Genomic DNA, 14,429 nt, shown 5'->3' with positions numbered 1-14,429 from the left:
TCTTTGTAGTTTTTAGAAAAAGGTACGAGGTGATTTAGTGATACGATTAGCTAAAGAGATTGATGCAGAAGCAATTATGGATATTAGAAAAGAAATTATATTATCGAAAACTACTACAAAGTTTTTTATAGTATCTCCAAATAAATTGCCAAATGATATGAATGCAGAAAGAGAAAAGATACGGAAAAGTCATGAGAAAGGTAATCTCTACATAGTTTATGAAGTAGATAATAAGGTGGTCGGCTTTTTACTTTTCAATCGATATGAACTAGACCGCTTACGACATGCAGGCACAATGGGAATGGGGATTAAGGAGGCGTACTGTAATCAAGGCATTGGTACGAAGCTAATTGAATTTCTTATTCGTTGGGCTAAAGAGCAGAAAGGTTTAGAGAAAATTTGCTTAGGCGTAGTTTCTATTAATGATAGGGCGATTAAGGTATACAAACGTATGGGATTTGTAGAAGAAGGAAGACAAAGAAAGCAAATTAAATATGAAGATGGATCATATGGGGATGACGTATTGATGGGGTTTTATATTGAATAACAAAGAGGAGTCTTCTATTGATAGCAAGTGGGAATTTATGAATTGTATAGGCGGTGCATATTCTAGTGAAGAGACTGCCAATATTGGCAGTCTCTTTTTAGTGGAATTGTTAACACTTAGCAAACCTTAAGTTCCAATCTTTCTTTCTGACGAAGATGATGAGCAAAATGCATAGAAATAAGTTGGAACCATTCTGCTGCATGTAAGTAACCAAGCCCAGGATGTTCGACTTTACAATCACTTGGAATAGAAGAAAGTGTTGGCTCAATGTCTTTAACAACTGTAATTAATTCTAGCATACGTTTTTGTATTTCTTCTTTATTAGAGGGGTTTTCAGGTGTATATCCAGAATGATTTGGTACTTTGATTTGTATATCCGGGAAAGCACCAAGTTTATATACTTTTTCACCCATATCCGTTTTCTTGTTAGTTGCTGATGGTGTTTCAGTTTTACATTTCGCGATTGCATCTAACTGCATATATGTAGAAGCAATTAAATGATTATACATTTGACCAAGAGACCATTCTTCGCTAGACGGCTTCGTCCTAAATTGCTCTATAGAGTACCTTTCTAATTCCTCTATGTAATACGTAGCTAATTCCTCAAATTTCTTCATATTGCTAACTCCTTTTTATGAAAATGTATTTGTTAATACCTACTATAAAGGAGGGTTACTGACAGCATTATGTCAGTAGTGAAATTAAAGTTTTAATATTTTTTTTGCTTCATCACGGATTTTCTCAGAAAGAATTTTTGGCTCAAGTACTTGCACTTGGCTCCCACAGCTCAATACCCATTGAAACACTTCGTCTATATTTCTTGATTTCAAAAAGACGTGAAAACCGTTATCTCTATGTTCATATGAATCTATAAAATAATATCGTGATTCAATAATTTTATGTGCAATATGAGATGGAAACAATAAATGAATCATAACAGTACGATTGCTTTCAGGCTTATAGTTTTGTAAAGAAAAGTCTTTCGGTTTTGTGAAAAATTCTTGTTCTTGCTGTAACGTATCCATACGATCTAAGCGGAAATTGCGTATTTGTTTTCGAAGTAAACAGTGGGCAACGATGTACCAAATTCCTGAAATATTGACTAAGCCATAAGGATGAACGGTCCGCTTTATTTTTGTAGTTTCTCTCGGTTTCCGATAAGAAAAAGAGATAGTTTGTTCTTTTTGAATAGATTCTTGCAATAGGAGAAGTTGATTTTCTAGTTTTTCTTGTTCAGATTGCTGATGTGAAAATATAGGAGAAAGGAAACGAAAAGTTTCTCGTAATTCCTGGGCTTTCTTTTGTTGATCAGCAGGGAGAACAATTTCAAGTTTCTCTTTTGCTGATCGTGCATGTACAGAAAAAGAAGAAGTGAAAGTTTTCTCGATATAATCACCGCCTAGTAAAAGAGTAACAGCCTCTTCAGGCGTAAGCTGAATGGGGGGCAAGAAATAACCATCCATTAATGAATAACCGTGACCAGGCATTGAATAAATAGGAACACCCGATTCGTTAAGTGCATCCATGTCTCGATAAATAGTCCTTATACTTGTTTCGAATTTTTCAGCTAAGCTTTTTGCTGTAACAGTTTGTCTTCTTTGTAATTCAATTAATATGGCTAATAAACGATCTGTCCGATTCATGAAATATCACCTTCAAATTTTTATAAATATGCTTACTATAAACTTCTAAAAGCAGTATGTTTTCCCCTCCCATTAACATACTTTTCCCTATGTATAATATTAATATAGTAAAATCATAACAACCCATGTTGCAGTTTCCAATAATATACTATATAATCAGTTTAAGAAAACGTTTTCATGCAAAGGGGGAGAATTTCGTGTCGACTATAGAGGACGTGGCGAAATTAGCGGGGTTATCAAGGACAACGGTTTCTAGGGTGATCAATAATCATCCATATGTTTCAGATGAGAAGAAAAAAAGGGTTCAATTAGCGATGAAGCATTTAGGCTTCGTTCCTAATTCTGCGGCGAGAAGGCTTCGTAAACAAAAAACGGAAACAATTGCGGTGCTAGTTCCAAGGATTACAAATCCTTTCTTCAGTAGATTTATTGAAGCAATCGAGATTGCTGCTTCTGAACATAAATATAAACTGATTATTTGTCAAACAAGATATTTACCGGAAAAAGAGATGGAGTATTTACAATTATTATCTACGAAACAAGTAGATGGGATTATTCTATGTTCACTAGAAAATTCATGGGAAGATGTAGAGCCATACTTACAGCACGGTCCAATCGTGTTATGTAATGAATATATTGAGGAAGCAAATGTTCCGACAGTGAAATTTGATCATGCGCAAGGAGCATACATAGCTGCTAAGCATGTGTTAGAACAAGGATATCGTAATCTTATTTTTTGCCGTGGTAACGAAACCAAAGTGGTTAGCCAACAGCGAAAAATGGGCTTTTTACGTGCGATAACAGAGAAGAGCCGCCAAGTAGAAGCGATCGATTTTCTTGAAAACGCTTTCTCTTGGGAGGATGGAAAACGAATATTCCATGAAGTATTAAAGGACAAAAAAAATCCTACCGCGATTTTGGCAGGAGGCGACGAGGTTGCAGCTGGAATTATTTCAGAGGCGAAACGCCATGACTGGAGCATTCCAGATGATCTCGCTGTTATCGGTTTTGATAATCAAATTTTATCACAGATTACAGAGCCAGGTATTACGACAATTGAACAGCCAATCGATGAGATGGCCCGAAAAGTTGTCGACCTGATGATGGATAAAATCCATACGAAAAATTATCGAAAAAAAGAATTGTATGAGTTTGAACTGGAGCTCTTGGTGAAAGGTTCAACGATGAAGGATACGATGTTATTAGCCTAGTAGACTATGTCTGCTAGGTTTTTTATGTTCACAAACTACTATTCTTCGTGAACGCAGTCATCACATTTGTTATGGTATGCTTCATGCTGCTCATCAATTTCTTTCCCGCAGTGCGCACAAGTTTTCGTCGGTAAATTTCTGAAAAACTCCATTGGTTGATCGATCATGTCAATCCCTCCATTTCCATTTCTTACTATCATTGTATTAGTACAAAAAACAAAAGTCAATAACTGTTTTATAACAAAATTGAAAATTAATGAAAAAGTTTAGGAAATGGATTATAGTTAACAATGTAGGGTGTAAGTAAAAATTGCATTTCTACTCGGTTTTAGAAAGGATGGATACATATGAAAATGACTGTTGTCGGCTTTTGGGGCGGCTTTCCAGAAGCGGGAGAAGCAACGTCGGGGTATTTGTTTGAACACGATGGTTTTCGTTTACTTGTAGACTGTGGTAGTGGTGTACTAGCACAGCTTCAAAAATATATAACACCATCTGATATAGATGCAGTTGTACTTTCGCATTATCATCACGATCATGTTGCAGACATTGGGGTATTGCAATATGCGAGACTAATTACGAGTGCGACAAAGGGACAACTACCGGAACTACCAATATACGGTCATACATTTGATGAGAATGGATTCCATTCTTTAACGCATGAACCGCATACGAAAGGAATCCCGTACAATTCAGAAGAAACACTTCAAATTGGACCGTTCTCGATTTCATTCTTAAAAACTGTTCATCCTGTTACATGCTTTGCGATGCGTATTACAGTAGGTAATGATATCGTAGTGTACAGCGCTGATTCCAGTTATATTCCTGAATTTATTCCATTCACGAAAGATGCTGATTTGTTCATTTGTGAGTGTAATATGTATGCACATCAAGAGGCTGCAAAAGCGGGACATATGAATAGTACAGAAGTAGCAAGTATTGCGAAAGATGCAAATGTAAAAGAACTTTTATTAACGCACTTACCGCATACAGGCAATCCAGCTGATTTAGTAACAGAAGCAAAACAAATTTTCAGTGGCCATATTACGTTAGCGCATAGTGGCTACGTATGGAACTCATGAGGTGATACGATGTTATTTATTGATAATAAAGGGATTACAGATCCTAGAATAAACTTAGCGATTGAAGAATATTGTGTGAAGAATTTAGATATTAACGAAACATATTTACTGTTCTACATTAATGAGCCTTCGATTATTATTGGTAAAAACCAAAACACAGTAGAAGAAATTAATGCAGATTACGTAAAAGAAAAAGGTATTCATGTCGTTCGTCGTCTATCAGGCGGAGGCGCAGTATATCATGATTTAGGAAACTTAAACTTCAGCTTTATTACGAAAGATGATGGGGACAGTTTCAGTAACTTCAAAAAATTCACCGAGCCTGTAACGAAAGCGCTTGGTAAATTAGGCGTAAATGCAGAACTAAGTGGTCGTAACGACATTTTAGCTGAAGGCAGAAAAATTTCAGGTAACGCGCAGTTCTCAACGAAAGGTCGTATGTTCAGTCACGGTACGTTACTATTTGATTCTGAAATCGATCACGTCGTATCAGCGTTAAAAGTAAAAATGGATAAGATCCAATCAAAAGGAATCAAATCAATCCGTAGCCGCGTTGCGAATATTACAGAGTTCTTAAACGAAAAAATGACGACAGAAGAATTTAGACAACTTCTTCTAGAAACAATTTTCGAAGGGGAAACAGAAATCCCAACGTACGAATTAACAGAAGAGGATTGGAAAGCAATTCATAAACTTTCTGAAGAGCGTTACCAAAATTGGGACTGGAACTACGGAAAATCTCCGAAGTTCAACTTACAACATTCACACCGCTTCCCAGTTGGACAAGTTGATGTTCGTCTAGAAGTGAAAAAAGGAACAGTAACAGAATGTAAAATTTACGGTGACTTCTTCGGATCACTAGATGTTCATGACATTGAAGAACGTCTAACAGGTGTACAATTTGATAAAGATGCATTCACTACAGCTTTAGAAGGCGTAGATATCGCGCGTTACTTCGGTAATATTACAACAGAAGATTTCTTACATTTATTCTTCTAAAAATAAGGGAGGCTGCCATAACGGGCAGCCTCTTTCTTTTTGCATTGATTGTCGCGTTTTGTCGGTAAGTCGATATATTTGGAAAATCGCTGATATATTTCGATTTGCGGTCGATATATTTGGAAAATCGCCGATATATTTCGAGTTACGTTCGATATATCTGAAAAATCGCCGATATAATTTTATATACGATAAAATCACAGGACATCTATGCCTTATAAAGGAATATACATATTCAAAAGGAGGCGGATCGAAATGAAAAGAGTAATGTACGTTGTATTATTGCTTAGCTTTGTCATCGGAATGACAGCTTGTAACGATGAAACGCCCTCAAGTCGCATACTTTTATCGATTGGAAAGCCAGCGAAAGATAATGTTATATACTTTACGCATACAGATAACAGACGAAAGATACAGGAAATACAAGACATGTTTCAAAATAAGAAGTGGAAAAGAAATGAAACATTCAGCACTGTTAATAAGACACCAGATGTCGTTTTTTCAATAGATGAAGACAATACAGGGTTACCGACATTGTATGTTACGGTGTATTTTCATGAAGATGGAGCGGACGCGATTAACTTGTTTGGAGAGCATACGAGCTTGAATAAAGAGGAACTAGAAAAACTGAGAGAAGAGATGAATGCATATTATCCTAAAATGATTTTAGCCTTCGTTTCATAATGTGCTAACAAATAAAATCCCCTTATTCTTCCAAAGTAAACCGAGAGGAGGCGATCCTTGTATATGCAGTTAATGGAATATCACTTGCCACTTTAATTTTCTTTTAATATAATTAATTTAGAATTTTTAAATATTCTAAATTTTATAAAGGTGGGGTTTGTGTGAATCTCGTTCAATCTTTGGCTGAAACGGCGAAAAAGAAGGGGGATAAACCGGCTTATATATTTATGGATCAGTCGGTCTCGTATGACCAATTAAACAAAATGGTCACAAGGTTTTCTGGCAATTTGGCAGCAATGGGCATTGGAAAAGGGGACAATGTCGCATTAGTTGTTGGAAACTCACCACATTTTTTGGTCGGTTTATATGGAACAATGAAAGCTGGAGCAACAGTTATTCCAGTGAATCCAATTTATACAGCAGACGAAATGCATTACATTTTACAAAATGGAGATGTAAAAACAATCATCGTACTCGACGTCCTTCTACCTGTTATACAATCTCTTACAACAAGACTTCCTTCACTTGAAAACATCATCATATGCGAAACCTCATCAGATTTTAACCATACAGAAACCGAAAAAATGAAAACGTTTACGAGAATGATAGGGGCTGGAGATTTAACTTACGAAGGCCCAGAGCTAGACGAAGAAGATGTAGCGGTTATTCTGTACACTTCAGGCACAACTGGAAAACCGAAAGGCGCTATGTTAACACATAAAAATTTATATAGTAATGCGAGCGATGTAGCGTCGTATTTACAATATACGGCTGATGATCGCGTCGTTGCGGCACTGCCAATGTTCCATGTATTTTGTTTAACAGTGGCGGTAAATGCACCGATTGTGAACGGAGCAACTATTTTAATGTTACCGAAATTTAGTCCGAAAGAAGTATTCCGTATTTGTCGCACGTACGAACCAACAATTTTTGCTGGTGTACCGACAATGTACAATTATTTATATTTATTTGAAGAAGCAAGTGCAGAAGATGTGAAGACACTTCGTCTTTGTATTTCAGGTGGTGCATCAATGCCTGTTGCTCTTCTGCAAAACTTTGAAAACCGTTTTGGCGTTATCGTTTCAGAAGGATACGGTTTATCAGAAGCATCACCAGTTACTTGTTTTAACCCGCTAGATCGTCCGCGTAAACCAGGGTCGATCGGTACAAATATTTGGCATGTAGAAAATAAAATTGTGAACGAACTTGGGGAAGAAGTACCTGTTGGTGCAGTCGGTGAATTAATTGTTCGCGGACCTAACGTTATGAAAGGCTACTATAACGCACCAGAAGATACAGCAGCAACACTAAAAGACGGCTGGCTATATACAGGAGACTTAGCGAAAATGGATGAAGAAGGTTACTTCTATATCGTTGATCGTAAAAAGGATATCGTCCTAGTTGGCGGTTATAACGTATACCCTCGTGAAGTAGAGGAAGTATTATATACACACGAATCTGTAGCAGAAGTTGTCGTAATTGGTGTTCCTGATGAAAATTTAGGAGAAGCAGTACGAGCTTACGTCGTTCTGAAACAAGCTCAAGTAACAGAAGAAGAATTGATGCATTATTGCACGTTACATTTAGCAAAATATAAAGTACCAATGAGTATTGAATTTTTAGCAGAATTGCCGAAGAATACGACGGGTAAATTGTTAAGAAGAGCGTTAAAAGAGAAAGCGATGCAAGTATAACAATAGGGGCAACCATCTTTATGAAGATGGTTGCCTTTGTATTTTTTAGAATTGGTTAAGCTATAACCCCATATATTTAAACCGTAATATGACTAATAAGGAGGAGATATACGTGGAGCAAAAGGAATTACGTTTACGGAGAGTTCAATACTTGATTTGTGACATTATGGATGAAATGAATGCTGAAAATGAGAAGAAAAACTTAGAAATACTGCAGCAAGTCATTGATCATCTTTCAGGTGCAATAGGGGATTTAGTTGATCCATCAAGCTCGTATTCTATTGATTATTTAGAACGGAAAGTTCATACGGCACATTATTTACTATTTAAAAATGAACGAAAGGCATATTTGTGCAGGAAATGATATTTTTTATTTGACATTGATAATCATTATCAATATGATGGTTATGTTGGGTATAATCATATAAAGAGAGAGGTCATGTTGATAATGATTAAGAAAAAATATATCAATGCATTCGTTATAGCAGCAACTTTAGCAGTTCCATTTAGTGGTGTTATGGCACCGATTGCGAAAGCAGAAGCGGCAGTAGAAATGAAAGCAAATAGTAAACTAGCAGATGGCACATATGACGTTATTTTAAAGACTTATAAAGATCAAACGAATGATACATCAGTTGCGTCTACATATTTAAAAAATCCAAAAGTAACCATTCAAGGTGATAAGAAAATCGTTACGTTAACAGTTCAAGATAGTAGCTATTTTCAGTACCTTAGAGTAGAAGATCCAAATAAAGCAGGGACATTCCATGATGTAAAAGTAATCTCCGAAGATAAAGCGAATAACGGTACGAAAGTGGTTCAATTTGAAATTGGTGAGTTCTCGAAAAAATATAATATGCAAATGCATATATTAATTCCAGCAATTAAATATGATCATAAATATCAACTACAGTTTGAAATCGATGCAAGTGCAATTGAACAGAAGTCTAAATTCCCAGATGTACCAGCTTGGGCACAAGAATCAGTTCAATACTTAGTAGATAAAGAAGCAGTACACGGTAAGCCAAACGGTACATTTGCTCCGGCTGAAAATATTGATCGTAGTTCAGCTGCAAAAATATTAGCAACTGTTTTAGGGTTAGAAATTAATAAAGATGCAAAGCCATCATTCCCTGATGCACAAAATCACTGGGCAACTCCATATATCGCTGCTGTTGAAAAAGCAGGTATTGTAAAAGGTGATGAGAAGGGTAACTTTAATCCGAACGGAATGATTAACCGTGCATCAATGGCTACGATGTTAGTAAATGCGTATAAATTAGAAAGAAATGAAAATATTAAACTACCAAAAGAATTTGCAGACTTAAACAATCATTGGGGTGCGAAGTATGCCAATATTTTAATCCAAGAAAACATTTCAGTTGGAACAGATAATGGCTGGGCACCAGATAAAGCAGTAAGCCGTGCGGAAGCAGCACAATTTATTGCGAAGACAGATAAGTTGAAGAAATAAATGAAATAGAGTGAGAAAATGAAGGCGCACAACGTTCACTTTTGTGAATGGATTGTGTGCTTTTTTTATGTGTCAATTATTAATAGGATAGTGTGGGAGGTAGTATTAATCCGTTATATGAGACGGATAGTAGTGGAAAAGTACGTCGTCAATATGTATACTCTTCAAGTGGTGTATGTCTAGTAAAGGCTTGTAATTGGTCAAAATGAAAAAGCATATTATACAAAAAAATCACTATAAAAATTTTGTTCAATTACGACGTGAAGAGGATGATAAGATTATGCGAATTGATAATAAAATAAAATAAAATCGTTAACGCCTCCATTTATACATTTACTATTTATAAATGAATTTAATTGTTCCAAACATTTAAGAATAGAAGAGAATATCCAATTAATATCTATTGATGGTAGTAACTGTATGGATATGAATGGGGTATTTAGCGAATTCTCAAAGAAAATGAATTTCCCAGATTATTTCGGTGGTAACTGGAATGCTTTTGATGAGTGCATAAACGATTTAAGCTGGCTGGAGTCTAAACAATATTTAATTTTGATTAATGATACAGATAAATTATTGGTGAACGACAATGAGGGTTTTGAAGTGTTAATAAGAATATTATCTACTACGTGTATGGAGTGGGCAGAAGGCAGGGAGTATGGTGAGTTAGTAACTTTCCCAACCTCTTTTCATGTGATTTTTTGTTGTACAGATAATAAAGAGAAGCATATTATTGAGAGGTTTAAGGCCACTGGAATAGTTGAATTTGATATTTTAAAATAACTGTACATAGGGAATAATTATAAGATGAAAAACGAAGTCTCTGTCAGGAATTCGTCTTTGTTTATAGAAAGGAAAAATCAACTTGTATAATGGTAAGAAAGATACAAAAGAATTATTGCAGCAGATAGTAAGGAGAAAGGCACCTGAACTATTATGGATTGTAGATTGTAAAGACTTTCGTATGTTAGAAATTGAAATAATACATGAGTTGAGAGACATTTTGGCAGATGAGTTAATTGAAAAAGGCTTTGATGAACAGGATAATATTAATGATTTTGGTAGAGTTTTAGAGGAATGGATTGATATATTTGGAGATTCGCTTGAATAATATTTTGCGCTTTATCGCAAAGTTCTAAGCTGTTGGGGCAAAATCTAAAGGGGCACAAAAAGATATAAAACTGAATAAGGAGGACTAAAATGAACTTTGAATTCAAAAAAGTTCAGTGTATTGAAGATAGTAATATATACCGGGTGAATGATTTTACTGATATATATATAACGGATTTAAATAATAATGATGATTTTAATATTGATAATTTGAATTTGCTTTTTCAACAGAGGATTCGTCAATTCATTATACATGTAAGTAAATCAGAAATATTACATTTTAAAGAGGAAGTCGATTCTAAAAATATTTTTTATAAGGTGCTAGACTTTGGAAGGGACAATGTTTTCTTTATTTTTGAATCTATACAAAAGAAAGACGTACTGTATATTATCAAATTATTTTATAGTGTAACGATAGAAAATAATTTAGCTGTAGTTTGTTTTGGAGAAAAGGTTCATATTGAATTTGAAAAAATAAATCAAAATAGGATTATAGAGTATGTAATGGGGGATTGTTTTGTTCCTAAAATCACATTATCCCATCATCGGCGTGTGCTTTTATTCAATATGATGGTGCATTATTAACTGTTGTGAGTAATAATTTGGAAATATAAAGTTTTTAGAGAGTAAAATCTATTGTTTATAGTTAAATAAATTGTAATTGATAGTAAGCGTCAAACTTATTAACATTAAGGAAGTTTGAAGCTTATTTTTTATGTTTAGAATCAATGAGAGAAAAAAATCCAAAGTCCTAATAAGGTAATTCGGTTTACTGGCAATGAGATAGTGGTGATTGGAACGGAGCGTGTAATAATTGGCAATGACGGATGAACAATTCGAGAATTATCTTGTTATGTGTTATGACAAATTAGAAAGTAAACAGCAAAAATTCATTTCGAATTATAATATCTATAACTTTGATGAGTATTGGTATAATCAAGATCAATGTATATTACAGTTTAAAAATAATGGTCAAGTTTTGCTTGAATTTCGTGTTGTTTTTATAGGTTCTTGGTCTGGAAAGAGTAACAGTTGGATGTGGTCTTGGGCTAATGAGAGTGTGGCTGATTATGCAAGACTTAAGTCTAACTGTTTGAAAGATTTACAAAAGATTACAGGGAAAGAGGTTTTTATAAATTCGCTTTTTGAATGTGATCAAGAAATGGCGTATGAGCTAGCAGCCTTTTCTATTGAATATTTAGATGCGGAAGGAATGTATATGGCACCAGGTGAGAGAAGTGATGTATTTATGGCTGTTTTAGGTAAGGTAGAATGAAAATGCACCCAAATTAAGGGGTGCATTTTTTACAACCTTTAGAGGTTTTTAATGTGATGAACAAAGTGCTTAATATTTACGTTTAACGTGCATAACAAGATATAATAGAAGAAATCAAGAAGGAGGCTATCAGTGAAAAATTTTCGGTATCTCAATATATTTACTATTTTAATTGTATACACACTACTCATGTTTTACATTGGCTGGAACGGATGGGTTTGGCTTCATGCGGTGTTCGGCTGGGAGTCTTGGGGATATTACGCTTTCGTAGTCGGTTTTATTTCGTATGCGTACATTCTCGTGCAAGTGTTTAAGTTCCTTCCATTCCTACGAACGATTGGTTCAATTTGGTTTGCGGTCATACAATATGCGCTTATGTTGTTGCCACTTGCTGATATTACAGTTTTCCTTCTACAGTTTGGGGTGGAGAAAGAGACGGCAATTATTTGGACAGGAACGGCCGTGTTACTTGCGTTCATCTTTATTTTTTCATATGGGGTATTCAACGCATATAGCCCAGTAGTAAGAAAGTACGAGGTGCACATCCCGAAAAAAGTAGAGGGACGTAAAAGCTTACGCATTGCGATGGCTTCTGATATGCATTTCGGTAAATTATCTGGCGTTGCGCATTTAAAAAGACTTGTCCGTCATGTAAATGAGATGGAGCCTGATATTATTTTACTGCCAGGTGATATTATCGATGATCATCCAGGTGTATTCATTCAAAAGAATATGGGACCAATTATGAAACAAATGAAGGCTCCATTAGGCGTATATGGTGTGTTAGGAAACCACGAATATTACGGACGAGCGGTTCCTGAATTTTTACAAGAGATGGATAAGATTGATATTCGTATTCTGTTAGATGAAGTGATTACAATTGAAGATGATTTTTATATCGTTGGAAGAAGAGATAAAACAGAGCGAGATCGCCAAAGTTTTGAAAGTTTAATGAGTACGGTGAATAAATCTATGCCAGTTATCGCAATGGATCATCAACCATTTGAGTTGAAACAAGCAGCGGATGCTGGTGTAGATTTACTATTATCCGGTCACACGCACCGCGGACAAATGGCGCCGAATCATATTGTAACGAGAAGAATGTACGAACTAGACTGGGGATACGCACAAAAAGGTGCATTCCATGCGATTGTTTCTTCTGGTTTCGGATTCTGGGGACCACCGCTTAGGCTTGGGAGTAGATCTGAGATTGTGCAGGTGGAAGTTACGTTTGAGTAGTGTTATAAAATTTTACTTATTTAGAAGTAGAGTCACATACGCAGTAAGCTGAAATTTTCATCTGTTACTAGGATTGGAATTGTAAAAAAGGATTATACATGACTAATATGTATAATCCTTTTTGGTTTCGCGATCGCGCCCGTTACTTGAAAAAAATTTCAATTAGTTGTAGTGGATGTGCATTAATTAGTCCATGGACAATAATAATTGCCCATACTTTACGATAACGTGTCCACAAATATCCAAGGAATAGACCTACGATACCAAGGTTCACAATAACCGTAGCGGTATCAATATCCCAATGACCAGAGCCATGTAATGCGATATGCCAGCTGGCCCATAACAATGATGTAAGAAGAATAGCCGGCCAAGTGCCTAGTAATAATTCCAAACGTGTTTGCAACCAAACCCTATAAAAAAACTCTTCCAGTACACTATTTATAAGAAAGCCTACAAGTAAGATTAATATTAAAACCATGGGTTCCATTTTAGCCGAAACAAATGGTGTAGAGAATGTAGAAAAGAAGTTGAAGTACCCCCATATTATAATGACAATAAGTGGTGTAAAACGATACCATTTATGATTCTCTATTGATTTCATAGATTTTAGTTTCTCTTTTTTTGGATTACTTTTATAAAACAAAAGAAGCATGAATGGCGTGAATAATAATAAAATGATTTTAAATATCATAAACCAAAATTGTAATGCCATCCCTTCAAAGTTCGTGGTGAGAAGACTAATTGTGAAGAGGGATCCGCTCAAGAATAAGACAATAGCTTGAATCATGATGCGCCTTTGTTCAAACTGTTGAAGAGGATTATAGTTTTTATGATGAAACGGTAAGAAACGGATAAGGAGTATACCGATCATAACAGGGACCCACTTGTGCCAAAAAGGCATCGTGCCCTTATGATCACCACTATAACGAATATTTGTTTCGCCAATCCATATAAGCCAAAGGGATGAAAGCAAAATGACAAGTACACATAATCCACCAATTAACTTCCCCATTTTTGAAAAATAACTGTCCATAGATTCCCGACCTTTCGTACTATAACTGTAAAACTAGTTTTTTCTAAAATCATACGTGTCCGTCTCGACATGTAATTTATGTTTATTAATCATCACTGTATGATCGTCTAACCACTGTGTAGTTGCATCTTCTTCACGATAATTCCAGTATATATTTTTCGTGTTCATAAATTTTTTATTATTTGCTACAAGCTCTCCTCTTATAGCAAAGCTAGTCGTTGCGCCGCCATTATGCCTGTATATATGTAACGTATACGTTTTATCTGGTGAGAGTATGGAGTGAATCTTTTCACCACCTGAACCCCCAGATAAAGTGAAGAATTTCCAATATCCTAAACTAATTAATACAATAATGATGAATAGAATGGTGAAGAAAATCTTTTTCATGTTCCCCCCTCGTTCCCTTAATAGCTATACCTGTATTAAATCAAAATAGA

At 35.4% G+C, this 14,429-nt stretch carries 17 protein-coding genes and 1 pseudogene; 13 read left to right on the top strand and 5 right to left on the bottom strand.

The window, feature by feature from the left end; genetic code table 11:
* Positions 1–37: 37 nt before the first annotated feature.
* Positions 38–547 carry an N-acetyltransferase family protein gene (locus VF726_RS21930; RefSeq protein ID WP_440172094.1) on the top strand — a complete coding sequence of 170 codons (510 nt, stop codon included), beginning with the start codon at positions 38–40 and terminating at the stop codon, positions 545–547.
* Between the two features lie 116 nt (positions 548–663).
* On the opposite strand, the gene VF726_RS21925 is transcribed toward VF726_RS21930, so the two are convergent.
* Positions 664–1,164: a DinB family protein gene (locus VF726_RS21925; RefSeq protein WP_440172091.1), complete on the bottom strand. Its 501-nt coding sequence runs from the start codon at positions 1,162–1,164 to the stop codon at positions 664–666.
* Positions 1,165–1,248: 84 nt separating this feature from the next.
* On the bottom strand, positions 1,249–2,190 hold the full coding sequence (locus VF726_RS21920; protein ID WP_440172089.1) for a helix-turn-helix transcriptional regulator: 942 nt from the start codon (positions 2,188–2,190) through the stop codon (positions 1,249–1,251).
* Between the two features lie 197 nt (positions 2,191–2,387).
* Here VF726_RS21920 and VF726_RS21915 point away from each other — a divergent pair, with 197 nt between their 5' ends.
* Positions 2,388–3,401, top strand: coding sequence for a LacI family DNA-binding transcriptional regulator (locus VF726_RS21915; RefSeq protein ID WP_000103731.1), 1,014 nt, complete (start codon positions 2,388–2,390; stop codon positions 3,399–3,401).
* Positions 3,402–3,439: 38 nt separating this feature from the next.
* Here VF726_RS21915 and yhfH read toward each other — a convergent pair whose 3' ends face one another.
* A complete protein-coding gene (gene yhfH / locus VF726_RS21910; RefSeq protein ID WP_000567010.1) occupies positions 3,440–3,568 on the bottom strand; it encodes a protein YhfH in 129 nt (42 codons plus the stop codon).
* A 180-nt stretch (positions 3,569–3,748) separates the two neighbouring features.
* Between yhfH and VF726_RS21905 the strand changes: the two genes are divergently transcribed.
* From VF726_RS21905 to VF726_RS21855, 11 genes and pseudogenes are all read left to right on the top strand, one after another.
* Entirely contained in the window at positions 3,749–4,483 is a 735-nt protein-coding gene (locus tag VF726_RS21905; protein ID WP_000784658.1) for an MBL fold metallo-hydrolase, read from the top strand.
* Positions 4,484–4,492: 9 nt separating this feature from the next.
* Positions 4,493–5,482, top strand: coding sequence for a lipoate--protein ligase (locus VF726_RS21900; RefSeq protein ID WP_440172082.1), 990 nt, complete (start codon positions 4,493–4,495; stop codon positions 5,480–5,482).
* 255 nt (positions 5,483–5,737) lie between these two features.
* Complete coding sequence (locus tag VF726_RS21895) at positions 5,738–6,166, top strand: hypothetical protein (protein ID WP_440172080.1); 429 nt, start codon at positions 5,738–5,740, stop codon at positions 6,164–6,166.
* A 161-nt stretch (positions 6,167–6,327) separates the two neighbouring features.
* Positions 6,328–7,860 carry a fatty acid--CoA ligase family protein gene (locus VF726_RS21890; RefSeq protein WP_440172078.1) on the top strand — a complete coding sequence of 511 codons (1,533 nt, stop codon included), beginning with the start codon at positions 6,328–6,330 and terminating at the stop codon, positions 7,858–7,860.
* A 112-nt stretch (positions 7,861–7,972) separates the two neighbouring features.
* Complete coding sequence (locus tag VF726_RS21885) at positions 7,973–8,224, top strand: hypothetical protein (protein WP_088095455.1); 252 nt, start codon at positions 7,973–7,975, stop codon at positions 8,222–8,224.
* A gap of 84 nt (positions 8,225–8,308) precedes the next feature.
* Positions 8,309–9,334 (top strand): NEAT domain-containing protein, encoded by a 1,026-nt coding sequence (locus VF726_RS21880; RefSeq protein WP_440172076.1) that lies wholly within the window; start codon positions 8,309–8,311, stop codon positions 9,332–9,334.
* 303 nt (positions 9,335–9,637) lie between these two features.
* Positions 9,638–10,117 (top strand): barstar family protein, encoded by a 480-nt coding sequence (locus VF726_RS21875; RefSeq protein ID WP_440172517.1) that lies wholly within the window; start codon positions 9,638–9,640, stop codon positions 10,115–10,117.
* An 82-nt stretch (positions 10,118–10,199) separates the two neighbouring features.
* A complete protein-coding gene (locus VF726_RS21870) occupies positions 10,200–10,445 on the top strand; it encodes a hypothetical protein (protein ID WP_440172074.1) in 246 nt (81 codons plus the stop codon).
* Between the two features lie 89 nt (positions 10,446–10,534).
* Positions 10,535–11,058 (top strand): annotated as a pseudogene (locus VF726_RS21865) (hypothetical protein).
* A gap of 206 nt (positions 11,059–11,264) precedes the next feature.
* On the top strand, positions 11,265–11,720 hold the full coding sequence (locus VF726_RS21860) for a DUF6882 domain-containing protein (protein WP_440172515.1): 456 nt from the start codon (positions 11,265–11,267) through the stop codon (positions 11,718–11,720).
* 132 nt (positions 11,721–11,852) lie between these two features.
* Positions 11,853–12,959 (top strand): metallophosphoesterase, encoded by a 1,107-nt coding sequence (locus tag VF726_RS21855; protein ID WP_440172072.1) that lies wholly within the window; start codon positions 11,853–11,855, stop codon positions 12,957–12,959.
* A gap of 142 nt (positions 12,960–13,101) precedes the next feature.
* Here the strand turns inward: VF726_RS21855 and VF726_RS21850 are convergent, their stop codons facing one another.
* A complete protein-coding gene (locus VF726_RS21850; RefSeq protein ID WP_440172071.1) occupies positions 13,102–13,992 on the bottom strand; it encodes a lysostaphin resistance A-like protein in 891 nt (296 codons plus the stop codon).
* A 33-nt stretch (positions 13,993–14,025) separates the two neighbouring features.
* The gene (locus VF726_RS21845) at positions 14,026–14,379 is read right to left on the bottom strand and encodes a DUF5412 family protein (RefSeq protein WP_440172069.1); all 354 of its coding nucleotides are present in this window, start codon (positions 14,377–14,379) and stop codon (positions 14,026–14,028) included.
* Positions 14,380–14,429 lie beyond the last annotated feature (50 nt).

The sequence above is a fragment of the Bacillus sp. Brlt_9 genome (assembly GCF_051948935.1).
Lineage (GTDB): Bacteria > Bacillota > Bacilli > Bacillales > Bacillaceae_G > Bacillus_A.
Note: the sequence above shows the minus strand (reverse complement) of the source record. Positions and strands in the feature narration are given on the sequence as shown.